This is a genomic window from Faecalibacterium sp. An192, from assembly GCF_002160175.1.
GTDB lineage: Bacteria > Bacillota > Clostridia > Oscillospirales > Ruminococcaceae > Faecalibacterium.
Window position 1 is genome coordinate 36554 of the sequence record NZ_NFKB01000015.1, and the last position, 23616, is coordinate 60169.

The following is a 23616-nucleotide window of genomic DNA, read 5'->3' on the forward strand; positions in this document are numbered from 1 at the left end:
TGCTATGACTGAGAAAAAATGTTTTCCGGAAGGATTCTTGTGGGGCGGCGCTGTAGCCGCCAACCAGTGTGAAGGCGCTGAAGGCCGGGGTCTCTGCGTATCGGACATGGCCCCCCACGGGGTCCGCGGCCCCTATGACGAGGTCCAGGAGCCGGGCAAATACTATCCTCACACCGTTGCGGTAGACTGTTACCACCACTACAAAGAGGACATCGCCCTGATGGCCGAAATGGGCTTCAACTGCTTCCGGCTGTCCATTGCCTGGAGCCGCATCTTCCCCCACGGGGACGAGGCCCAGCCCAGCGAGGAAGGGCTGCAGTTCTACGACGACATCTTCAACGAGATGCAGAAATACGGCATCCAGCCCATCGTCACCCTCTCCCACTACGAGACCCCCCTGTATTTGGTGGATCACTACGGCGGCTGGCGCAATCGGAAGACCATCGATTTCTACCTGAACTACTGCAAGGCCGTCTTTGAGCGGTACCACGATCGGGTCAAATACTGGCTGTCCTTCAACGAGATGAACAACGTCCTGGACTTTTATTTCGTGGCCGGCGGCATCCGGATCGACGAGGGAGAGAACAAGGCCCAGGCCATGTACCAGGCTTCCCACCACATGTTTGTGGCCACCGCCCGGTCCATTGCCCTGCTGCGTTCCATCGACCCCAGCTGCAAATACGGCTGCATGGTGAACTCCAGCACCCTCTACCCCGCCACCTGCAACCCGGTGGACGTCTTTGGCGCCTACCGAGGCCGCCGCCGCAAATACTTCTTCATGGACGTCCAGGTCAACGGCCGGTATCCCCGGTACATTCAGCGCACTTGGCGTGAAAACGATGTTCATCTGGAAACCCGGCCCGAGGATTTTGAAGTGATGGCTGCCAACACGGTGGACTTCATCTCCTTCAGCTACTACCGCAGCAACACCTACGAGGATGGCAAACAAACCGGCAGCGACACCGGCGGCTTCATCTCCGACCCCAACCCCTATTTGGAGCGGACCGCCTTCGGCTGGCAGATCGACCCCATGGGCCTGCGGTACGTCTGCAACGAAATCACCGACCTGTTCCACAAGCCCCTGCTGATCGCCGAAAACGGCATGGGCACCTACGATGAGGTGAACCCCGACGGCTCCATCGATGACGATTACCGGATCGACTATCTCAAGCGCCACTTGCAGGCGGTATACGAGGCCATCCAGGACGGCTGCGAGATCATGGGCTACACCTACTGGGGCCCGCTGGACATCGTGTCCGCTGGCACCGCTCAGATGTCCAAACGCTACGGCTTTGTGTATGTGGACCGGGACGACGAGGGCCACGGTACCCTGAAACGCAGCAAAAAGAAATCTTTCGACTATTACAAGAACGTGATCGCCACCAACGGCGCCAGCTTATTTGAGGAGGTTTAAATCATGAGAAACATCGTTCTGTTCTGCTCTGCCGGCATGTCCACCAGCGTCATGGTCAAAAAGATGGAAGAAGCCGCCAAGGCCATGAACTACGACTGCAAGATCGCAGCCTACTCGGTCTCAGAGGCCACCACCTACGGCCCCGACGCCGACATCATCCTGCTGGGACCCCAGATCCGCTTCAACTTGAACAAAGTCCGGGGCCTGCTGCCCGGCAAGATCGTGGAGGTCATCGACATGCGGGCCTACGGCATGCTGGACGGCAAGGCCGTCATCAACTTCGTGAAACAGAAACTGGGGGACTGAGCCATGGCAGAAGAAAAGAAGATCGACCTGGAAGAGATGTCGCTGGAGATCATCACCAACGTGGGCACCGCCCGCTCCATGTATGTGGAGGCAGTGGAAGCCGCCAAAGCCGGCAACTTTGAGGAGGCCCACAACCTGGTGGCAGAAGGCGAAAAGATTTTCATCAACGGCCACCATGCTCACGCCGACCTGGTGAACGCCAAAGTCGGTGTGGAGGATTTGCAGTACATGTTCCTGGTGATGCACGCCGAGGACCAGCTGATGAGCGCCGAGACTTTGAAAATCGTCTGCGACCAGCTGATCGACCTGCTGGAGCAGAACGCATCCAAAGCAAACTAAACCCTTGAACCAAACAGCCCGCGTCCTGGAGAGAAGCTCTCCTGGGGCGCGGGCTTTGTTTTTCTCATATCCTGTTGTAGTCCCGCCTGAAGGTTGACCCTGAAACTCGAACAGGTCACCTTGCCGGTTTAGAGACGTACGTATCACAAACAAACTGCCGTTTTTTTCTGTCTATTTGTCATCTATCTTTTTTACTTGCTCTATCATCTCCTGCTGAACCAGCAGCCCTGCCGAGAAGCCAACCTTGAAGTGGCACTCGTTCTCTTCGCTCTGGGCGATGGAAACCTGGTCCTGGAGTTCTTCCACCAAATCATAATCTTCTTTACTTAGCCTTTCGGCCAGCCGATCCATAATCTTCTCACAGGCTTTCAGTGCGTTCCGGTACTTTTCAGACTTCGGAACATCCAGGAATTCCAAAAGTGTGGCGAAGTTTTGTTCTTCCTCTAGGGTTTCATAGTAGATACAGGCGATTAACGACGTAAGCAAGAGCTTTTCTGCTTTGACCCGGAAAGGATCGCACCTTTTCACTCTCCTCTGGTATTGGTCATGAGGGTTGCTACCAGCTTCAAGATGTTCTTTTCTCCGTGGATATAGTGGAAGGAGTTGTAATACATCGACTTGCCAAAGTTGATGGTGTTAAAGATCTTGATGCGATAACCTTTCTTCACAAACGCAGTGCCGGCCTCAAGGACGCTGGTGCCCTTGGGGAGTACGTTGTCAAGATATTCAGAGGGAATATCTTCCGAATTTTTGTCTCAAAAATTGGCGGTTTTAACATCATCCAGCATCAAACGCTTCATTTTGTCCTCCAAAGTGTCTTTTTCGGTCTGGCTGAAGTGAATTCCTACCACATAGGTGGTATTTTCAATCTTTACGCTGAAAGTGCCTGCGGGGGTTGTCTGCGGTGATGTGGTGAACTGCTTTGATTCTTCCATATCTTAATTCCTCCTTCAAAAAAGTCCAAACAAAAAAGCCCTTTTCCTTGGCAGAAAGGGCTTTCGTTATGGTATAATATCCCAAAGGATATTGCTTTTCATCGGCGCAAAGCGCCTACCCTATACCACAGGAGCGCCAGCGACTATGCTATAATATTCTTATAAAGATTTTCCCTAGATGAAAGGAGTGCTCTGGATGCGCTATCTTCTTCTTAATAAGGATGCCATCTGGCTTGAATTCCGGTGCGAACGAAATGAATACCTGGAAGTCACCGCCCAGGAAGAAGTGTGGCACACAGGGCAGCGGCCTTTTGGCTATACCAACCTGACCGATTTTCTGGAACGCCGGAAAGCACCCAAGCACCGGGCCCATATCGCCGAACTGCTCCGGCAATATGGGTGTCAGGAACTGGACGGTTACCTGGATGTGACCCATGCTTTGTCCCTGAATGACACTTTCTGGGTCAAACGTGCAGATTCTTCTCTGAAATGGAATGATGTTTCCCTTTACCGTAACCCGTTCAATGAAGTGATTTCGGAGGCAGCATTTGATGGTTCTCTGAGCAGCTCCTCCTTTTCCTCTACCTCGCCGGAATTCAGCACAGATGGCCAATATGCCAAGTGCTGGATGCGGGAGGATAATACCATCTGGCTTTACAAGACCGGCGGTGTCTTCGGCATGGAGCCTCTTTCGGAATATCTGGCTTCCCAGCTGGCAGCCTGTCTCTGCCCGGATGCTGTGACCTATGACCTGGGGTTCTATCATGGTACGCTGATCTCCAAATGCCCGCTTTTCACCAGCGAGACGTTTGGGCTTGCCAAGGCGGCCGTTTTGACCAGAGACCGAACCATTTCCGGCTTTCTGCACTACTTTGAAAGCATCGGCAGCGGTGATGCCTTCCGCCGGATGTGCATCCTGGATGCACTGATCCTGAACACTGACCGCCACAGCGGCAATTTTGGCATTCTTTATCAGAACGACACCATGCAGATCCAGAAAATGGCCCCGGTGTTTGATAACAACCGAAGCCTGCTGTTTGACCTGGATGATGACCAGCTGAACAATGCCGAATGGTGCATCCGGCATTGTTCTCCTCGGCTGGGTGTGGATTTTGTTGCCACAGCCAGAGGTCTGATGACCGATGCCATCCGCAGCGACCTGGAAAATCTGCGGAACTTTTGTTTTGAACAACATCCGAATATCCCAGCACCGCAGGAACGTCTGGATCGTTTGACTGAAATTGTGCAGCGGCAGCTGGGGGAGATTCTTATACAAACATTGTAGGGGGGTAAAACTCTCCCCATTTCCTATTTTTAAAGAACCCAGTCAAAAAGGCACCTGACTCGTTGCAGAATCAGGTGCCTTTGCTTTACGTTTCCTGCATCAAAGATCCAAACGCTTATGCAGATTGTTTTTTCAATGAGCAATAACCCTTAATCAACGGATAGAATCTGTTCATCCATATCCTCTGTTTTGGGCAGAGCACAAATCAGTCGATTGACCCGCATCGTCATAGCGATCGCCAGATACCCCAGGCCGCAAATCAAGAAAGGAAAAACGGAATTGAATTTCTGGACAACAACTCCTCCCAGGAGCGACCCTCCCAGAGATGCAATGGCCATCAAGCTCAGGTTAACGGTGTTGACGCGGCCAATCATCTGTCTGGGAGGCAATTGCTGAAAAACCGTTCCAAAGACGATATTGATCATTCCCAAGGCGTTGGACGCCATGACAATCAGGATTGCGCCCATCAGCGGCAAACGTTCCACCACAAGCGCCATCAAGACCCAGGATGCGCCACCATACAAGAAGGACACCGGCAAAAGCTTTCCCACTGGAAAACGCTTCATCAACTGGCTGCTGACAGCGGCTCCGCTGATGGAGCCAGCTGCAAAGAGGGTCAGGATCAGTCCATATCCAATGGATGCCCCAAACGCCTCCGAGGAAAAGGCCGGCAGATTGACCACCATCATGGCGTACAACAAATTCAGCCCTATCAGCGGAATCATCAGGGACAGGATGGCTCTGTTTTGAATGAAAACAAGACCGCTTTTTAAATCCTTCTGGTACTCCCGCAGGAATTCCCTGAAAGGCGGCGTCTTGTTCCCTATCTGATTTGCGGACCGGTGTCTCCCGGCAGGCAGGCCCCGTCCTACCATTCCCGCCACAAGAAGGGCCGCCAAATTGATGGAGCTGTTGATGAGAAACATATGCTTCAGGCTCAGCAGGGCCAGCAGCACACCCGTTATGGCATTGAACATTAGGTCAATTCCTGTACTGGTCATAGCCAGAATGGAGTTGGCCGTCACCAGCTTCTCTTTTGGTACGATGCCGGGCACCATGACATTGTGAATGGAATAGGTCATTCTGGACATCAAATTGAAAAACGGAATGCTGCACACCAGCATCCAAACCGATAAGCACCCCTTGGCAGAGAGAAGATACAGCGCTGCCGCAATCAAAAACTGAATGCCGCTGGAAACAACCAGAAGCCGCCCCCGATTAGAACGGTCAATGATTGGACCGCAAAAGAAATTCAGAACATCGGACAGAGAGAACATAAATCCGCCCATGGAAGTATAAAGCGGGTCCCTGGTAAGATCATATAAAACCCACATGATAACAACATAAAACAAACTGTCTCCCAGATTGATCCAAACTCTGTGGTAAATGATTCTGCGAAACAGCCGAAACTCTTTTATCATTTCAAGCATAAACCGGATGCACCTCATGCTGGGGCCTGCTTTCCCCGTCAAAGGGATGGGCAGGCCTGTTTGTACAGAAACGGTACGCCCCGCACTCATGGGATTGCGAGCGTCTCCCTACCCTGGCGGGCCGCGGGGCCTGCAGGCTGCCATGAGGACACAAAGCAAATGCTTTTGCTGGCCGGCAACAGACATAAAAATCTCCTTTTTCTCACAGATGTCTGCAAGTAAAAGGAGATAGTACACAGATTTTCAAGTCAAATGTGCATCAAACCACAGTTTTGACCTTCCAAAAGGGCGCACTATCCCCCTGAAAGGCCAAATTCAGCAATAGATTGGGAGATTTACAGGCCATGGGTGCGCCATCCTTTCCGGTTATCTTGTTATAGTATACTGCGGTATACACTTTTGTGTCAAGGACGGCAGCCTTGATTCGTTCTCTCATAAAGATACCTGCTGTTCTATATTTTGTTCTCCTTTTTTCTTTTCGGTTTTCTCTTGAGTCTGATGAAGCTGCTGTTCACACTGCGTCACATTTTTCCGAGTCACCCCAATACAGACGCTAATTTATTCCATACACTGTCCCATATTAATTCATTCTTGATAGCGGTTTGTGTCAACGACTGCAGGAATCTCCTTTGTCTAGATACTTCATCCTGGACAACCGTTCATTCTCAAATGCAAGAACAAATGCACTGGGTGCTGCAATGCTGCCATTCACCACAATGGTCCCCTGATATGTAATTTTACGCCGCTTCTTCTGCTTATCTATCACTTCGATGGTGCACCAATTTAAAAGATATGCACAGATGGCTGCGGCGTGAGAAACGACAGCAACCGTATCCCCATCTTGCATTGCCAAAAGAATCCCGCACATGACGGCAGTCATTCTTTCTTTGGTCTCATTCAATGACTCGCCGCCGTCATTTTTGTAATTGTAATCCTCGTATTGACGACTCCAAAACGCTTCATTGAGCGTATTGGGATTTCCAAGCTCCCTCTCTCTGAGTCGCTCATCTACAACGAAATGCGCATGCAGCTTTTCTGCGGTGCTGGTTGCCCTCCGATAGGGCGAGGTATAGACCGCTTGCACAGAATGAAACGTTTTCAGCGAGAACAGTTCCTGTGCTTTTCTATATCCCTGTTCGGAAAGCGGAAGTTCCGCTGTTGGTAGGGTTCTGTCTTTGATTGGTTCGGAATGTCGAAGCAGCAGGATGGTTTTCATTTTTATAATCCCTTTCCATTTTCTTTTGGCCCATTTGAAAATTCTCCAACGATCATTTTTCTGTGCTGCGGCTGCAGATCACCCCAAAAGCAATCATCAACGGCAGCAGGAACAAAACGCCCCCAAAAAGTTTCTGTGCCGGGTCGGCTTCCGGCAGCCGGGAGAGCAGGATGGACAGCGGGTAATGGTCTTTTTGCTGCAAAAAGATCATGGGCTGTTCCAGCAAGTTCCAGCTTTCCGCCATGGACAGCAGCGCCGCTGCTGCCAGATATGGGGCCATCAGGGGCAGATAAATCCGGCGCGAAAAAGTCATTCCGGCTGCGCCGTCGCAGGCGGCTGCGTCGAAGATCTCCCGGTCAATCCGGCTGGTACCAAACCAGAGCAGCAGCACCATCCAGGGCTGAAAAGCAGTCACCAGCAATAAGCCAGCCAGGGTGTCCAACAAACCCAGCTTTTGCAAGACCAGATACTGGGGCAGCATCAGCGCCTGCTGCGGCAGAAGCATCAGCAGCCCGCAGAGCACAAGGCAGATCCGTCTAAAACGGCTCGAGACGCTCCGGGCCAAAACATATCCCGCCGGCAGTGCCACCGCCGTCTGTAGAATCATGCTACCGATGGCAAGGGTCAGTGTATTTCCATATCCCTGCAAATACTCGGGCGATGTCACGGTACCCCACAGGGAATCCAGTGGCTTTCCTGCCAACGGCAGCACCAGCAGCAGGCAGGGCATCAGGAAAACAACAGCCAGAAGAACCAAAACCACCGGGAGAATTTTATGATTTTCTCTCATGACTGCCCCCTCCTCTGGGTTTCCTTCCACAGGGCCGCCAGCAGCAGCCCCACTGCAAAAACCCCTATCACTACTAGAATGGATGCGGCTTCCAGCCGGGCATAGTTCATGTTGGAGAAGTTATTCTGCAAGAAATTCTGTAAGCTGTAAAGTTCCTCGTGGGGGTGTTCTCCTCCGATCAAATACGCTTCCCGGAAGCAGCGGTATCCGTTGAAGATCACCAGGATCACACAGAGGCCCAGACCGCGGGCGATCAGGGGCAGCCGCACCCGAAATAGGCACTGCCAGAACCCGGCTCCGTCCAGTTTGGCGGCGTCCAGGATTTCCCCCGGGATGGATTCCAGGAAGGCCGCGCAGATCAGAACCGTATAGCCTAATGTTTTCCATAAAACAATCGCCAACCACACCAAAGTCGACTCTTCGTTAAAAGTCCAGGTATCTTCCCAGCCCAGCATGCTGGCTCCTTCGGTGGCCAGCATCACTACACAGGCCACCGGCAGGATACCCGGAAAAAAGAAGGCCAGCCGCAACCGTGGCCCGGCTGCTTCCACACAGAGCACCGCCAGCAGGACTCCCAGTACCAAATTCAGGGGTACGGCAATGCACCACAGCCGCAGCAAGTTTCTTAAAGCCAAACCAAAGGCGTAATTCCCTAACAGGTCTGTGTAATTTGCAAATCCGACAAAGTTTGTGCTCATCCCTGCAAAAAAGCTCTTGTATAAGGCAATCCCCAAAGGAAACAGATACCCCGCCCCCAGGGCAATCAGGGCGGGCAAAGCCAGCAGCCAGCTCTGTATATCTCGTCTTTTCATGGCTGCCCCCTCATTCATCCAGGTAGAGGCGCATTTTGGACGAGAGAATTTCGATCAGTTCATCCAGGGATATCTCGTCATTCCAGTACTGCATATGCAGATAACTCGCCACATTCTCCCCGGTTTCGCTTTGGCCCAAATCCACACCACGATACCATATGGTCTGGTAATGTGCAGCCGTCACCTGATCGCAGATGACTTCCAACTGCTTGATTCGGGCCTCATCCAGCGGAACGCCATGCCTTTCCTGCCGCTCTGCAATTCCTTCTTCGGTCATCCTCTCTCTGGAAGCATCGTAAACGGAGAACTGATACTGCGCATCGAAGCAAGCCTGCATACATCCTTTTCGGATGGGAAGCTGATCGAAGTCTGCATAGGCAGCCGCAGACTGGCATTCCTCACTGACAAGATAAAGCAGCAGGTCCGCAACTTCCTCGGGATATTTTGTGTTGCGGTTGCCCATGGCATAGGACCCAATTTTTGCCGTGATGGTCCCCTCTTCATTGGGGATCGGCATGACTGACACCTCTATTCCCAATGCCCGGCACTGCCGCAAAAGGTTGATGCTGAACCTGCTGTACCGCAGAGTGGCAAACGGCACACCCTGGGCAAATTCATCCTGAACGTGTGAAGGGTTTGTATCATTGAACAACCCCCGGGCAAGATCGTAGGCGATATCTCCGGTGCGGAAAATCTTTTCCAGTTCCAGCGCACGGCGGACGGCAGATGTATCCAGCCTTACCTGATGCGCCTCGTAATCCAGAACCGGCTGTGCCAAGACATCCAGCGGGTCTATGCTGGTGATAACCAGAATCGATTGTTCTTCGTGGATGCGCAGCAGCTCGGTCAGCAGGGAGTCCATGCTGTACATGGCCCGCTGCAAGTCGAAGCTGCTGGCGTTCAGCACATCTGCTGCGCTGATCATCAGCGGAACAGAGAAACCAAGAGGCAGAATATACTGCCTTCCCTCCCACTGGCCTGCATCCAGCACGGCGGTATAAAAATCCTCCTCTCTGGAGAGGCCCTGTTTTTCCATAGCTTCGGTCAGGTCCAGAAAGGTTCCATTTACCATGGCTTTCTCAATATCCGGGAAGAGATTGATTTCTGTGGTGCGGTAACCCTCCATGATAAAAAGATCCGGGCCGCCGCCTGAAAGGATCTCGGCGTTAAGCTGGCTGATCATGGCCTCCCGTTCTTCCATGTAATTCACCCCTTTGGGTGAAATAAATTCCAGGGTGAGATTGGGATGCGTTTCCTGGTAATCCATCAGAGCCTCATAGATCGGGTAATGAACCGTTGGATCGGCATACTGCGCCGGCAGGTAAACCTGCAGCGTGACCGGTTCGGACGCTTCCGATTCCGCCGGCTCTCTTGACGCTTCGCTTTGTGTCTGCTCTCCCCCGCCTGAACAGGCGGCACAGCCAACGGCCATCAGAACAGCTGCGCAAAGGGCAGCTGCTTTTTTCATGATATCTTTCATTTTACCCCCAACACTTGTTCTTCCTTTTCATCCAATACAAGCTGCATTACAGCTTTGTCTTATTATAACAAACGAGGGAATCATTTTCCATAAAATTGCGCTGAACCATGGATTTTCCAGCGCAAAAAGCCAATAGGTAGCCGGTATCAACCGGCGCAGTGAAAGCGCAGCTTTCTCTGGATGAACAGAGCAAATCGTTTGCGAAGGTCATCTGCTCTCCGCAAGGGGACTTTGTCACTACACCCACAGGTGTATTTCGGAGAGCAACCGCCGAAGGCGGCTCTTGGCACGGAGAAGAAACGCAACGCACCGGGCTGCCAGTGTATCGGTATCCGGTGTTCAAGCATTTTCTCCTGGTGTTGGCAGTAGCGGAGTTTCTGTTCGGCCTTGTCTTTTCTATTCTGAAGGTTAGTTTTGAGTTTCGTCATGATATGATTCCCCAACTATATCCACGATACACAAAAAACCGCCGGCTTTCAAGGTGTTCATAAAACACGATGAAAACCGGCAGTTGAATTTCTGTTTTATCTCTTGCCGTGGAAATTCTTGCGGATCCATTTAGCAACATAGGCTGCAAGCAGAGCAAAAAGGATAAACACAATAAGAACCGCAATCGTTATATATACCAACTAAACTCCTTTCCCTGGTCACAACTCTCAGAATAGTATACCAGTCTATCTAAGGACTGCGGATTTTTCTTTTTTGTTACGCTACGTTGGTGTCGATCCAGCTCTGAATGTGTTGTGCGATGATATCATTGTTCAGGTCCTGGAACATAAAGTGATCGTTGCCGGTGATCCCTTCCTGGGGCAGGCCAATGACAGTACAATTGCCACCCTGCGCGTTGTAGGCCGCCTCGTCATAACAAGTCTGACGCATGGCCTGCCAAGCATAGGTGGCTGCCAGAAGCGAATCGCTGGGCAATGGCTCTGCCGATGCCGGAGCCGCCACCGGTCACGACTGCGACTTTATCTTTCAAATTTGCCATTTATATTATCTCCGCACTGTTTATTCCAGTTTTGCGTATTCCTCTGCTTTCACCGGTTCCAGCCACTCGGCATGAGAACCGGGAACGGAAATTGCCACATGAGCAAACCAGTTGTCCGGTGCTGCGCCATGCCAGTGCTTAACCTCGGGCGGAATGCTGACTACATCGCCGGGATGCAGTTCCTGAGCGGGCTTTCCCCATTCCTGATAGTACCCGCGCCCTGCCGTACACAGGAGGATCTGGCCGCCGTCATGATGGATATGCCAGTTGTTCCGGCAGCCCGGCTCAAAGGTCACATTGGAAACCGATACTCCCATATCACTCAAGGGGCACAGATAACTTGCCCCACTAAAATACTGCCCGGCCACCGTGTTGGGGCCGCCCTGCGGGAACAAATTGTGAAATTCCCCATTCATACAGCTGCCCCCTTACTTACATTTGCTGCCATCGCGGAAGGCATTGCCCACACGTCCGCCCAACACATGATAGCCATTGTTTGCAGGCTCAAAGGCAATGGGCCTGAATTTCTCCATGTCCAGTTTCCCATCGCTGTCTAGTACCCTTTCATCCATACTGACATTGACGATCTGGCCGATGATATTGCCGTCCTCATTTACCTTCAAAAACCTGCATTCCAGCGCCACCGGCAGTTCCTGAATCAGAGGGGCGTTGACATGCGCGCTCTTGATCGGGTGGAAATGGGCTTTTTCCATCTTGTGGGGTTCGCTGTTGCCTGACACCAGTCCGACGTAGTCGGCGGCTGTGACGTGTTCCGCATCGGCAAAGCTGACGGTGAAAGCGCCATTGGTCCGAATGTTCCGGGTGGTGCAGTGATCCTCGCTGAGGCAGAGGACCACTTTGTCGGCGTCATACAGGCCGCCCCAGGCAGCGTTCATGGCGTCAGCTGTGCCGTCAGGGTTCCATGTCCCAATAATGAGAACCGGCAGAGGATAAAACCAGGATTTTACGCCAAAATCTGTGCGCATAGCATGCTTCTCTCCCTTCTGATATGTGACAAATCGGGCTCACTTCTGACCATCCACATCAGGCACGATCTCGGCGTAGCGGCGCAGCAGTTCGGGGGTGCTGGTATAATAGCGCTTGCGCTGGTCCATGGCAGCGATGCGGCTCATCTCCTCGTCGGTGAGGGAGAAGTCGAACAAATCGAAATTGTCCCTGATATGGGCGGGGTTCTTGGAACCGGGAATGACAATGTTGCCGCTCTGAATCTGCCAGCGCAGGATGATCTGCGCATTGCTCTTGCCGTATTTCTGCGCCAATTCAGCAAAGACCTTCTCCTGAATCAGGGCCTTGTCCCCATGGCCCAGGGGATACCAGGCCTGAATGACCATGGCTTCCTCATCCAGAAAAGCCTTCAGCTCCTTCTCCTGGTTGTAGGGATGAACCTCGGTCTGAAGGACCGCAGGCCGGACCTTGCACTGGGAGAGAATCTCCTCGATCTGGGTCCGATTGAAGTTGGACAGGCCGATGGCCCGGACTTTTCCCTCTTGACAGGCCTTCTCCATCTGGCGGTAGCCGGCCAGATAGTTGCCGGCGGGCTGATGGATGAGCAGCAGGTCGATGTAGTCGGTGCCCAACCGTTCGAGGGTCTTGTCCACTGCATCAGGCTGTTCGTAGAAGGAAGGCCAGAGCTTGGTCTCCAGGAAAATCTCCTCCCGGGGCAGGCCGCTCTCGCGGATGGCGCGGCCTACAGCCTTCTCGTTCAGATAGGCGTTGGCCGTGTCGATGAGACGGTAGCCATCTCCCAGAGCGCTGAGGACCGAAGTTTCGGCCTCGTCGGGGGTCAGCAGGAAAGTGCCGATGCCCGCCATGGGCATCTTGACGCCGTTATTTAAAGTTGCGTATTCCATAAAGAAAACCTCCTTAAATATTCATTGTACGGTCCGTTTCGTTCCACCGAACACCTCCGACATCTCCATGCCGTTCAGGGGCCAGAGCCTCCCCTGCCAGCCGCTCGCTGCTATGCGGGTCCGCCGGGATACCGTACACCTCAGCCGTGTCAAAAAAGGTGCAACCCAGATCATAAGCCTGCCGCAGCAGTGTGACTGCGGCCTGTGCATCAGTGGGAGCACCGTAGGCGTGGGAAAAGTCCATACAGCCCAGCCCCACCACCGACACCTGCAAACTGCGGCCGGGTGTTCTTATCTGCATCGATATCTTCTCTTTCCGCTTGTCAATCGTTCCGGTGACTGAACAGCCAGCTCATTACATCGGCATCGTGGGCGAAAGCCTGGCCGCCAGCATGCTGGTCCGAAAAACCGTGACTTGAAAAATAGTCCTGTTCTCTCAGATCCAGCACCACAAGCCGGTCGATCTCGGCCTGGCTCATCCCCTGGGCAGCGTAGAGACTGCACAGCTGCCGGTAGGTCCGCTGCAGAGATTCAGGGCCATAGTAGCTGTCCTGCGCACCAATTGCGAAGTAGATGGGGGTGCGTGCAACCGCCAGAGCGTTCAGGTCTCCATCCCACTGGGTGCTGGTCAGCAGGCAGGCCGCATACAGCTCCGGACGCATTCCCATCACCAGAGAAGTCGTCTCACCACCGCCCGACATTCCGTGCAGATAGACCTGGTCCGGGTCGATGTTGTAGTGCGATAGAAAATACTCGGTCAGGGCGATAGTCTGCTCGGCGGAAGTCTGACCCCAGTCGTTGAGCTGCGGGGACACGACAATCATTCGGCTGTTATAGCGAATCGCCTCGGTGCCAAAATCTTCCTCCATGTTTGCTCCGACTCCCTGAAAGTACAACCCTCCCCACCCTGGCAGGGTCACAAAGAGAGCGTATGCTTCGCTGCCGTCGTAGCTGGCCGGGACATAAAGGCTGAAGTGGATATCCATGCCGTCCGACGTATGCAGAACATTGTCGTTGACAAAGCCCCGCTGCATCTGCGTGCCGGGGGTAACCTCCAACATCAGGGTGTCGATGGAGCCAGCCGAGGCGCAGCCTGCCAGGATGGCAGATGCCATCACAGCCAGAAGAGCAGCCAAAATGCCTGAGAGGAAAATTGAGATGCTGCGCTTCATCTGCCGTTACTCCTTTACAGACCCAGGCCGTTCAGCCACGTCTCCACGTCGTCCTCGCTGACGCCAGAGGAGAAACGCTGTCCTTCCAGCCAGTCGCCGGTGCCAGCCATTTCAGCCAGCAGAGTGCCGCTCTCGCCCAGACCCGAGCTGGAGGAGGTGCAGAAGGGGATCACCGTCTTGCCGGTGAAATCGTTAGCCTGGACAAAACCGTCCACAGGCCAGGCCGCCTCACCCCACCAGATGGGGTAGCCGATGAATACGGTATCGTAATTATCCCAGTTGTCGGGGGTGATCTGCTCCAGATCCACTGTCACAGTATCTCCGGCCACCCGGGCATCATGCTCGGTGGAGACACGGCTCTCCGGGTCGGTCCAAGTCAGGTCCTCGCTGGTATAAGGGTCGGTAGGAACCAATTCAAACAGGTCTCCGCCGGTGAGGTTTGCGATAGAGCCAGCTGCTTCCTCTGTGTTGCCGGTAGCCGAATAGTAGACCACCAGGGTGTTGCCGGCGCTCTGCGTCTCGGAACCGGCCGCATTGCCATCGGAAGAAGCGGCTGCCGATGAAGCGGGAGACGCCTCAGAAGAAACAGCTTCAGAGGGCACCGGCGAAGAGGAATCCGGCTGTGCTGCCGAAGACGCGCTGGAACCGCAGGCCGCCAGGCCCAGGGCCAGGGTCAGGCTGAAGAAAATGGCAGTTAATCGTTTCATATGGAAAACTCCTTTCATTTCTGTTTTACCCCGGCGGGTACAAGATCCTGCCGCCGGGTCTGTATCAAGTATAAAAGGAATCGGGCTCCAGCAGAAGTCTCCATTGGTTATGCAGTTATAACGTTCAGGTTTATGCCGAGGGGCTTGCGCATCTTTTCATTTTATGAAAGAGACTTTCCTGACCGGTCGTTGTATTTTAGTATCTTTGAAGATATCCTAAAGACAACGATGCAGATGACTTTTCTGCAGATCCGCTAGAACAAACAGGAAGGAGCGTTTTTCATGAAAGAGATCTCACGCCGTCGTTTTCTGCGCACATCAGCCCTCGCAGGGGCAGCCGCCGTTCTGGCAGGCACTGCATCCCTCGGGGCAAATGCAGCCTCTCCGGCCCCGCAGCCGGCAGCAGACGAAAACTGCCTGGGGCAGCTGGGCACCGCCATCGCCTCGCTGGGCAATGGTTCCCCGGTTCTGCCCACAGTGGTTGGGCTGTCCCGCGGATATGTCATGGGCTACACCTACAATGGTATCCACACTTTCAAGGGAATCCCTTACGGCATGCACCAGCGCTTCCGCTATGCTGCGCCGGTGGAAAGCTACGGTACTGCGGAGCAGCCCACCAACGCCCTGACCAACGGCTCGGTCTCGCCCCAGAGCAACACCCAGACAAACTATTACAACCCCTTTGCTGCTGCGGCCTTTATGACGCCCTCCGAATCGGACATGTTCAGCACGGAGAGTCAGTGCCTCAACCTGAACGTCTGGACCAGCTCTCTGGATTCTTCTGCCCGCAAGCCGGTATTGGTGTTCATCCACGGCGGCGGGCTGCAGACCGGCTCCTCCCTTGAGCTGAAAATCTACGATGGCCAATATTTTGCCGACTATACAGACTGTGTTTTCGTGTCCGCCAATGCCCGGCTGAACTACGTCGGCTACCTTGACCTGAGCGCCATCGGCGGCGACGCCAACACCGGCATCGCCGACCTGGTGCTGGCACTTCAGTGGGTTCGGGATAACATTGCTGCCTTTGGCGGCGACCCCGGCAACGTGACCATTCTCGGCCAGTCGGGCGGCGGCACCAAGGTGACAGCTCTGGCCTCGGCTCCGGCTGCCCAGGGGCTGTTCCAGAAGGTGGTCAATGTCAGCGGCGGTGCTGCCAGCGGACGCAGCCCCGAACAGGCCGCAGAGAACGCTTATCAGTTGGTAAATCATGTCCGGGCAAATGTTCAGGGCATGTCCAGCGCCAGCGATGCCGAAGTATTCAGCTATCTGCAAACGGCTGATTACGACCAGCTTGTGTCCTTATGCGAGGGCGCCGGGGTGGACTACCAGCTGACCACCGGCTCCCCCTATTTCCAGTCGGATTTCTACAGCGGCAGTGGTCTGAATGCCATTGCTGCCCAATACACCTACATGATCGGCAATGTTTGGGCGGAAATGGACGGCCGAAACTCGGCCGATGCCGTGCTGTATTCCCGCCCGGGAGACGCCAAGTGCAATCTCACAGCCGCACAGCAGGAAAATGCCATGCGGGAGCTTCTGGGCAGCAATTATGACCAGGCTGTGGAGCTGTTTGCCGCTGCCTACCCCGGACATGATTTGTACGACCTGCGCTCCCTGATTTCTTTTGCTGATGATCCGATGACGGCTCATGCGGCGGCCTCGGCCCCCGCGGTCTATGAATATCTGGTGGCCTACACCCTGCCTTATTTCGGCGGCATGACCATGACCCATACCTCTGACATCGGTTTCTGGTTCCACTCCGTTGACACGGTTCCCTACCAGATCGCCGGCGATGAGGCAAACGCCCACCATCTCTCCGACCAGATAGCCCGGGCACTGGCTGCCTTCTGTGCCACCGGTGATCCCTCCACCCCTGCCCTTTCGTGGGACCCCTATACCATGCAGGCACCCCGCACGATGGTATTCGACACGCGCAGCAGCTGCAAAGACAGCAGCTTTGACGATGCGCTGCAAACCATTTTAGGCCGCTGAGGCCTTATCCCCGCTTGCACATCCCGCCCATCGGTTCTGACCGATGGGCTTTTTTAGTTGTAACTCCTAGCTTTATAGTTGTGAACCAACGGATACTTCTCTTTTGGGGCAGATCCCATTATAGTAAAGACAAAAGAACTGTCGGAAAGAGGAGGCCATCATGATCCGGTCTGATTTTCCCGAGCACACTGGGAAGCACTTCATCTGCTGCTGCAACCGCCAGGCACCGGGCAGCAGCGATCACAGCGTTGCCCACGCGGTGCTGCAGCACACCAAAAACATTCTGGAATTGTCGCAGGAACAGCTTTCAGCCGAAGCTCACTTATCAACTGCATCGGTCAGCCGGTTTTTTCGACGGTGCGGGTTTGAATCCTTTCAACAGTTCAAACATCAGCTTGCTCAGTTCTTCGCTGAACGCCGTCTGCGGCAGATACGGCATCTCCTCACGGCTTTTCATGGTAAAAACGCGCAGGCCATGGCCCAGCAGCTCTATCAGGAAGCCGCTGTCAACCTGCAGTACACGATGGAACAGCTGGACCTGGATCTGCTGCGCCAGGTAGTGAAGAAAATACAGAACAGCCACACCGTTTACTTTGTGGGCGATAATCGTGATATGCACTGCTTCTATTCGCTTCAGCTGGATCTGCTCTGTAATGGACAGGCCGCCTACTTTTATAACATCGATGATATCAGTGAGCATACTCTCCCCCAAATGGACCGCTCGACCACGATACTCCTGCTATCTGTCAATTCGTTCTGGTTCCACGAGGAAATGGCCCTGCTCTGCGCGGCTGCCCGGCGGGAGCATGCTTTCACCATCCTCTTTTCTCAGGAGAAACCTTACGCCCAGGTCGAGCCGGACCTGTGCTGTCTTTACGGTCAGGCCGGCAGCTTCAACAACGGATATTATTCCCTGATGCTGCTGGCCAAGCTTCTCAGTACCATGTTTTATACCTGACAGGGTTTTCATTTTTTGAAAGAGGCTTTCTGTACACATCGTTGCTGGTTCGTTGCAAGCTTGTTACAATATTTACAGGAAACATCCAAACACAGTCAGCCCAGGGCCCGGGCCGGCGCCGGCATTACAAAGAAAGAAGGAGTTGTCATGGCAAGTAAATACGACGGTCTTGCCCGCATCATCATCCAGAATGTAGGCGGCAGGTCCAACATTGTATCCCTGACCCATTGCGTCACACGGCTGCGCTTCAAGCTCAAGGACGAAAGCAAAGCCAACACCGAGGTGCTGAAGGATACCGACGGCATCGTCACCGTTATCCAGTCCGGCGGACAGTACATGGTGGTCATCGGCAACCAGGTGCCTGAAGTCTACGATGCTGTATGCGCTGTGGGACATATCGCCCCGGGCGGCTCCGTCAACGAGGACGGCACCCCCGCTGAAGAAACAGCCGAGACGCCCAAACAAAAGCAGAACCCTCTCAACGCTTTCATCAGTATCGTCACCAGTGTATTCACCCCCTGTCTGGGCGTGCTGGCAGCCTGCGGCATCATTGAGGGCGTGCTGGCTCTGCTGGTGGCTGCCGGACTGATGGACGGCGCAGGCTCTACTTACAACATCCTCTATTCGCTGGGCAACGCATTTTTCTACTTTATGCCCATTCTGCTGGCCTACACCGCCTCCAAACGATTCGGCCTGCCCGAACTGGAGGGCATGGTCATCGGCGCAGGCATGCTGTACCCGTCCCTGCTCAGCAGCTCCACTGCAGCTCACGATGCTTTGTTTGGGATTCCGGTTATCATGCCGGTCTCAGGAGACTACACTTCCAGCGTGATCCCCATCATCTGTGCCGTGGCTTTCGCTGCCTGGTTTGAAAAGCTCTATGTAAAGCACATTCCCGACGCAATCAAGATGTTTGCCGTTCCCCTTATCACCTGCACCGTCACCTTCTGCCTGACCCTCTGGGTCATCGGCCCGGTTACTTCCCTGCTGGCCCAGGCCCTGAGCATGCTGTTTACCTTCCTGAACAACACCAGCGCCATCCTGCTGGGCGCCTTCCATGTCATGCAGTACTCGGTGGGTGCGCTGGGCATTTTCTCCTGGCCTGCGTTTGTTGACATCACCACCAACGATGCCTCCGGCATGATTATTGCGGTCATCGTCTCTCTGGCCGCCATGGCCGCCTCCTTTGTGGTGACCTTCCTCACTTATACCGATGAAGCCATCAAACGCTGAATTTCTGATTTTCCACGCACAAGGGTGTGCCCGGATGGGCACACCCTTGTTTTGCTTTTTGAGCGCTGAGCCTTGACAAAGCCTTTTCCCTGACGATACAATAAAACCAGTGATTCAAAAGGACGGTGATCTGTGTGTATAACCCGCAGCTCGATACATTTTTGTGCGTGGCGGACGCCGGCAGCTTCAACAAAGCCGCCGAACGGCTGTATATCTCGCCGCCTGCGGTCATCAAACAGATCAACCTGCTGGAAGAGGGCCTGGGCCTGCAGCTCTTTGTGCGCACCCACCGGGGCCTGCAGCTCACCCCGGCGGGCCAGAGCCTCTACCAGGATGCGCGATACATCATTCAGTACTGCAACGACTCCATCACGCGGGCCCGCAGCGCCATGCAGGAGAGCGAAAAAGTGATTCGTATTGGCACCTCCCCCATGACGCCGGCCCAGTTCCTGGTGGATCTTTGGCCCCGGGTACAGCAGTACCGCCCCGACCTCAAGTTCCAACTGGTTCCCTTTGACAACACGCCCCAGAACGCCCGGGAGATTTTATCCAACCTCGGCCAGAACATCGATGTGGTGGCCGGCATCTTTGACGACACCATGCTGGAACTCCGCCGCTGCGCCGGACTGGAACTTTCCCGGGAACCCATCTGCTGTGCTGTATCAGCCTACCACCCGCTGGCCCAAAAAGACAGCCTGACGGTACAGGATCTCTACGGCGAAAAGCTGATGCTGATCCGGCGCGGGTGGAGCCATTATGTGGACCTTCTGCGGGATGACATCTGGAAAAACCATCCCCAAATCCAGATCGTGGACTTCGACTTTTACGACACTGGCGTCTTCAACGACTGCGAGAACCAGGGCTGTGTTCTGATGGCGGTGGAGAGCTGGCACTACGTCCATCCGCTGCTCAAAATCCTGCCGGTGGACTGGGGCTACACCATACCTTTCGGCCTGCTCCACGCCCCCGAACCGGCTCCCCTGGTGGCTTCCTTTCTGGAAATGGTCCAGAAAGCCGCGCCCAGAGCATAAACCTTTCAGTAACAACAACATAACCAATCGAGACTTCTCCTGACGTCTCGATTTTTTTATACTAGGATCACAAACGGATGCATTCCCCGGCAGCAAAGGAGAGAAATGTATGAGCGTATTGCGCAAAGATTTTTTGTGGGGCGGTGCCACAGCGGCCAACCAGTGCGAGGGTGCCTGGGACCACGACGGAAAAGGCGTCTCGGTGGCCGACATTTGCACCGGCGGCCGGTTCGGCCAGAGCAAACGGATTACCCCCGTGCTGGAGGAAGGTACCTTCTACCCCAGTCATGAGGCCATCCAGCACTATGACCGATTCAAAGAGGACATTGCCCTTTTTGCCGAAATGGGCTTCAAGTGCTATCGCTTCTCCATCGCATGGACCCGCATCTTCCCGAATGGCGACGAGACTCAGCCCAATGAAGCAGGCTTGCGCCATTACGATGAGGTCATCGACGAATGCCGTAGGTACGGCATCGAGCCTCTTATCACCATCAGCCACTACGAGGTGCCTTTTGGCCTGACCAAAAAATGCAACGCCTGGGTCAGCCGTGAGATGATTGACTATTTTCTCAACTACTGCAGGGCCATCTTTACCCGGTACAAGGGCAAGGTGAAATACTGGCTCACCTTCAATGAAATCAACAGCGCCATCGCCCCCATGGGGGCTCTGCTGAATCAGGGTATCCTCAACGACTTGACCCACCCTACCGAGTTCATGCACCAGCCCGATCAGCCCCAGCAGCGGTTTCAGGGGCTGCATCATCAGCTTGTGGCCAGCGCTCTGGCTGTCCAGATGTCCCATGAGATCGACCCCGATTACCGGGTAGGCAGCATGATGATCTATTCGGCCAGCTACCCGCTGACCTGCAGGCCCTCCGACGTGCTCGCCAACCAGAAGTACAACCGGCTGTACAATTACTACTGCACCGACATCCAGGCCCGGGGTGCTTACCCCGCCTATGCCAAGCGCCTTCTGGATGAGATGGGCGTCGAGATCCAAATGCATCCCGGCGACGCTGAAATCCTCAAAAAGGGCACGGTGGATTTTATTACCTTCTCCTACTATATGTCCTCCTGCCAGACCGCAGAAAAGGCCGAGTCGGGCGAGGGAAACATTCTGGGCGGTGTACCCAACCCCTACCTGAAAGCTTCGGACTGGGGCTGGCAGATCGACCCTGAGGGACTGCGCTACGCCCTCAATGACCTGTATGACCGCTATGGCAAACCTCTGATGGTAGTGGAAAACGGCCTGGGCGCCAAAGACGAGCTGCAGGCTGACGGCACCGTCAACGACGACTACCGCATCGATTACCTGCGCCGCCACATCGAACAGATGAAAGAGGCGGTCCAGGACGGTGTCGATCTGATGGGCTACACCCCCTGGGGATGCATCGATCTGGTGTCCGCTTCCACCGGCGAATATGCCAAGCGCTATGGTTTCATCTACGTCCGCCGCTACGACAACGGAACAGGCGACTTCGCCCGCCTGAAAAAGAAGTCTTTCTACTGGTACAAGAAAGTGATCGCCTCGAATGGCGAGAACCTTTCTGATTAATACACACTTTGGAAAGGAGCATCTCTTTATGAAACATACACTCATCCAACGTCTTGCCGCTCTGGGCATGAGCTTGACTCTTGCGCTGGGCCTAACCGGGTGCAACACAGCCAGCCTGCCCGATGACCTGGAACTGGGCAATACCCTGGTGGTCTATTTCTCAGCCACCGGCAACACCGAAAATGCCGCCCGGGCCATCGCCGAACAGCTGGACGCCGACCTCTTTGAGATCACCCCAGCTGACCCCTACACCAGCGCTGATCTGAACTGGAATGACCCCAGCAGCCGTGTATCCACCGAGCATGATGCCCGGGTGGCCGGAGAAACTGTAACGGTGGAGCTAACCCAGACCACCCCCGACAACTGGTCCAGCTACGACACCGTGTTCATTGGCTATCCCATCTGGTGGTTCGAGGCGGCCTGGCCTGTAGAGAGTTTTGTCCAGGCTAACAACTTCACCGGCAAGACGGTGATCCCCTTCTGCACTTCCGCCAGTTCCGGCATCGGCAACAGCGGCGAACTGCTGGCTCAGGCCGCAGGAACCGGTACCTGGCTGGACGGCCAGCGTTTCTCCTCCGGCGTCAGCGAGAGCGATATCCGCAGCTGGCTGGCAGCCCTGGAGGGCTGAACCTCTCTGCAAGGACCCTTCTCATGAACAACTTTATTTTTCAGAATCGTACCAAAGTCTACTTTGGCCGGGGCTGCGTCAAGGAATACCTCGCCTGCCTGACCAAAAAGGCCGGCACCATCCTGCTGGCCTACGGCGGCTCCATCAAGACCAATGGCGTCTATGATGAAATCTCCGGCATCCTGCACACCGCAGGCAAGACGGTCGTGGAGTTTGCGGGCATCTCCCCCCATGCAGCCTATGCCAAAGTTCAGGAGGGCGCGCAGCTTGCCCGACAACACAAGGTGGATATGATCCTGGCCGTGGGCGGCGGCAGCGTCATGGACTGCTGCAAAGCCGTCAGTCTGGCCGCCCGGTACAGCGGGGACATCTGGGCTGACTTCTGGGCCAGGCCGGGTGTCATTGAGGCAGAGCCCCTGCCCCTGGGCGCTGTTGTGACAGCCGCGGGCGGGGGCAGTGCCTGCAGCGGCCGTGCCGTCCTCACAAACGAGGCCCTCAAGCTCCGGGCCTGCCGGGATTACCCTGCCCTCGGCCCATGCTTCGCCCTGATGGACCCCACTTACACCTACAGTGTCCCCTCAAAGCAGGTGGCGGCGGGCGGTTTTGACGTCCTCAGCCATCTCATGGAGACCTATTTCAGCGCTCCCGACACAGACAACGTTTCGGATGATCTGCTGGAAGCCCTGATGCACAGCATCATCCGCGACCTGCGCATTGCCATGCAGGATCTGCACAATTATACCGTCCGCTCCAACCTGATGTGGGACGCCGCCCTGGCCGGGAACGGCCTGGTCCAAATGGGCAAGCAGTGTGACTTTGTCTGCCACAAGATGGCCTACCAGCTGGAAACCTATTGCCCCGCCTGTGACCATGGCTGTATCCTGGCGGCGCTGCATCCGGCGTACTACCGGCATCTCTGTCAGGCAGAGTCTTCCAAGTTTGTCCGCTTTGCAGAAAACGTCTGGCATCTTCACCGGGAAGGCCGAACCGACAGCCAGCTGGCTCTCGCCGGCATCGATGCCCTGGCGGCCTTCATTCGAGAGCTGGGTCTGCCCGTCACCCTCAAGGAACTGGGCATGAACAAAGCCCAGCTGAAGGAGATTGCTGCCAGCTGCAGCCATTCCCAGGGCTGCTACAAAAAGATGACAGCCGAGGAAATCTACAGCATCTTCTGTGCGTGCTGCGACTGAAGGCCGCTTTTTCACGAAATATCCGGCCATCTTGTGTCCCATTTTTGTTCTGGTTCCATGTCAGGCCGACAGCACCGGTGCCAGGCTGAACCGAAACGGTCAGCAAACGCATTTGCAGGCTATCATTCACCTTTCATTTATAGTAGGAAAAGCCCCTGTCCTGTCCCTTTGAGGCGTGAACCGGTCCAAATTGTGTGGACAGTACAAAAAAGCCCCAAGTGTAGGAGATTAGGATTCAGCAGGAGTGGCGGAGCGTTAGCGGAGCCACTCCTGCTTTCGTTTGG

25 protein-coding genes and 1 pseudogene are annotated in these 23616 nt (G+C 54.6%); 11 read left to right on the top strand and 15 right to left on the bottom strand.

Going from position 1 to position 23616, the window contains the following annotated elements:
* Positions 1-4: 4 nt before the first annotated feature.
* Genes B5F27_RS06670 through B5F27_RS06680 form a run of 3 tightly spaced genes read left to right on the top strand, consistent with a single transcriptional unit; the run spans position 5 to position 2059 of the window.
* The gene (locus B5F27_RS06670) at positions 5-1414 is read left to right on the top strand and encodes a family 1 glycosylhydrolase (RefSeq protein WP_087365646.1); all 1410 of its coding nucleotides are present in this window, start codon (positions 5-7) and stop codon (positions 1412-1414) included.
* Between the two features lie 3 nt (positions 1415-1417).
* Positions 1418-1720 carry a PTS sugar transporter subunit IIB gene (locus tag B5F27_RS06675; protein ID WP_087365648.1) on the top strand — a complete coding sequence of 101 codons (303 nt, stop codon included), beginning with the start codon at positions 1418-1420 and terminating at the stop codon, positions 1718-1720.
* Between the two features lie 3 nt (positions 1721-1723).
* Positions 1724-2059 carry a PTS lactose/cellobiose transporter subunit IIA gene (locus B5F27_RS06680; protein ID WP_087365651.1) on the top strand — a complete coding sequence of 112 codons (336 nt, stop codon included), beginning with the start codon at positions 1724-1726 and terminating at the stop codon, positions 2057-2059.
* 171 nt (positions 2060-2230) lie between these two features.
* On the opposite strand, the gene B5F27_RS06685 is transcribed toward B5F27_RS06680, so the two are convergent.
* The 3 genes and pseudogenes from B5F27_RS06685 to B5F27_RS06690 form a co-directional block, all read right to left on the bottom strand.
* Positions 2231-2476, bottom strand: a complete 246-nt coding sequence (locus B5F27_RS06685) for a DUF6809 family protein (RefSeq protein WP_087365687.1) — start codon at positions 2474-2476, stop codon at positions 2231-2233.
* Positions 2462-2766 (bottom strand): annotated as a pseudogene (locus B5F27_RS17480) (type IV secretory system conjugative DNA transfer family protein); the annotation flags it as partial. The gene B5F27_RS06685 and the pseudogene B5F27_RS17480, both read right to left, overlap by 15 nt.
* A gap of 48 nt (positions 2767-2814) precedes the next feature.
* The gene (locus B5F27_RS06690; protein ID WP_087365653.1) at positions 2815-2994 is read right to left on the bottom strand and encodes a transposon-encoded TnpW family protein; all 180 of its coding nucleotides are present in this window, start codon (positions 2992-2994) and stop codon (positions 2815-2817) included.
* 196 nt (positions 2995-3190) lie between these two features.
* On the opposite strand from B5F27_RS06690, the gene B5F27_RS06695 reads away from it, so the two are divergent.
* Complete coding sequence (locus tag B5F27_RS06695; RefSeq protein WP_087365655.1) at positions 3191-4279, top strand: HipA protein; 1089 nt, start codon at positions 3191-3193, stop codon at positions 4277-4279.
* A gap of 149 nt (positions 4280-4428) precedes the next feature.
* Here B5F27_RS06695 and B5F27_RS06700 read toward each other — a convergent pair whose 3' ends face one another.
* From B5F27_RS06700 to B5F27_RS06755, 12 genes are all read right to left on the bottom strand, one after another.
* Positions 4429-5709 carry an MFS transporter gene (locus B5F27_RS06700; RefSeq protein WP_158098205.1) on the bottom strand — a complete coding sequence of 427 codons (1281 nt, stop codon included), beginning with the start codon at positions 5707-5709 and terminating at the stop codon, positions 4429-4431.
* 607 nt (positions 5710-6316) lie between these two features.
* Positions 6317-6925: a histidine phosphatase family protein gene (locus B5F27_RS06705; protein ID WP_087365659.1), complete on the bottom strand. Its 609-nt coding sequence runs from the start codon at positions 6923-6925 to the stop codon at positions 6317-6319.
* A gap of 52 nt (positions 6926-6977) precedes the next feature.
* Positions 6978-7715 (bottom strand): ABC transporter permease subunit, encoded by a 738-nt coding sequence (locus tag B5F27_RS06710; protein WP_087365660.1) that lies wholly within the window; start codon positions 7713-7715, stop codon positions 6978-6980.
* Positions 7712-8527 carry a sugar ABC transporter permease gene (locus B5F27_RS06715; protein ID WP_158098206.1) on the bottom strand — a complete coding sequence of 272 codons (816 nt, stop codon included), beginning with the start codon at positions 8525-8527 and terminating at the stop codon, positions 7712-7714. The genes B5F27_RS06710 and B5F27_RS06715 overlap by 4 nt, the downstream gene beginning before the upstream one ends.
* Positions 8528-8537: 10 nt before the next feature.
* On the bottom strand, positions 8538-10007 hold the full coding sequence (locus B5F27_RS06720) for an ABC transporter substrate-binding protein (protein WP_087365665.1): 1470 nt from the start codon (positions 10005-10007) through the stop codon (positions 8538-8540).
* Between the two features lie 705 nt (positions 10008-10712).
* Positions 10713-10886 (bottom strand): hypothetical protein, encoded by a 174-nt coding sequence (locus tag B5F27_RS06725; RefSeq protein ID WP_343214631.1) that lies wholly within the window; start codon positions 10884-10886, stop codon positions 10713-10715.
* A gap of 129 nt (positions 10887-11015) precedes the next feature.
* On the bottom strand, positions 11016-11411 hold the full coding sequence (locus tag B5F27_RS06730; RefSeq protein ID WP_087365667.1) for a cupin domain-containing protein: 396 nt from the start codon (positions 11409-11411) through the stop codon (positions 11016-11018).
* A gap of 12 nt (positions 11412-11423) precedes the next feature.
* Positions 11424-11981 carry a flavin reductase gene (locus B5F27_RS06735; RefSeq protein WP_087365668.1) on the bottom strand — a complete coding sequence of 186 codons (558 nt, stop codon included), beginning with the start codon at positions 11979-11981 and terminating at the stop codon, positions 11424-11426.
* A 39-nt stretch (positions 11982-12020) separates the two neighbouring features.
* Positions 12021-12866: an aldo/keto reductase gene (locus B5F27_RS06740; RefSeq protein ID WP_087365670.1), complete on the bottom strand. Its 846-nt coding sequence runs from the start codon at positions 12864-12866 to the stop codon at positions 12021-12023.
* Positions 12867-12879: 13 nt separating this feature from the next.
* A complete protein-coding gene (locus B5F27_RS06745; RefSeq protein WP_087365671.1) occupies positions 12880-13167 on the bottom strand; it encodes an aldo/keto reductase in 288 nt (95 codons plus the stop codon).
* 22 nt (positions 13168-13189) lie between these two features.
* On the bottom strand, positions 13190-14038 hold the full coding sequence (locus B5F27_RS06750; RefSeq protein ID WP_206422994.1) for a prolyl oligopeptidase family serine peptidase: 849 nt from the start codon (positions 14036-14038) through the stop codon (positions 13190-13192).
* A gap of 14 nt (positions 14039-14052) precedes the next feature.
* Positions 14053-14745 (bottom strand): flavodoxin, encoded by a 693-nt coding sequence (locus B5F27_RS06755; RefSeq protein ID WP_087365673.1) that lies wholly within the window; start codon positions 14743-14745, stop codon positions 14053-14055.
* A gap of 282 nt (positions 14746-15027) precedes the next feature.
* Here B5F27_RS06755 and B5F27_RS06760 point away from each other — a divergent pair, with 282 nt between their 5' ends.
* The 7 genes from B5F27_RS06760 to B5F27_RS06790 all read left to right on the top strand — a co-directional run bounded on the left by B5F27_RS06760 (position 15028) and on the right by B5F27_RS06790 (position 23332).
* Positions 15028-16737, top strand: a complete 1710-nt coding sequence (locus tag B5F27_RS06760; RefSeq protein WP_087365691.1) for a carboxylesterase family protein — start codon at positions 15028-15030, stop codon at positions 16735-16737.
* A gap of 160 nt (positions 16738-16897) precedes the next feature.
* On the top strand, positions 16898-17695 hold the full coding sequence (locus tag B5F27_RS06765; RefSeq protein WP_087365675.1) for a MurR/RpiR family transcriptional regulator: 798 nt from the start codon (positions 16898-16900) through the stop codon (positions 17693-17695).
* A gap of 147 nt (positions 17696-17842) precedes the next feature.
* A complete protein-coding gene (locus B5F27_RS06770) occupies positions 17843-18928 on the top strand; it encodes a PTS transporter subunit EIIB (protein ID WP_087365677.1) in 1086 nt (361 codons plus the stop codon).
* Positions 18929-19062: 134 nt separating this feature from the next.
* Entirely contained in the window at positions 19063-19959 is an 897-nt protein-coding gene (locus B5F27_RS06775; protein ID WP_087365680.1) for a LysR family transcriptional regulator, read from the top strand.
* A gap of 109 nt (positions 19960-20068) precedes the next feature.
* Positions 20069-21514, top strand: a complete 1446-nt coding sequence (locus B5F27_RS06780; protein WP_087365681.1) for a glycoside hydrolase family 1 protein — start codon at positions 20069-20071, stop codon at positions 21512-21514.
* Between the two features lie 28 nt (positions 21515-21542).
* Entirely contained in the window at positions 21543-22142 is a 600-nt protein-coding gene (locus tag B5F27_RS06785; RefSeq protein ID WP_087365683.1) for a flavodoxin, read from the top strand.
* Between the two features lie 23 nt (positions 22143-22165).
* Positions 22166-23332: an iron-containing alcohol dehydrogenase gene (locus tag B5F27_RS06790; RefSeq protein WP_087365685.1), complete on the top strand. Its 1167-nt coding sequence runs from the start codon at positions 22166-22168 to the stop codon at positions 23330-23332.
* Positions 23333-23616: the final 284 nt, after the last annotated feature.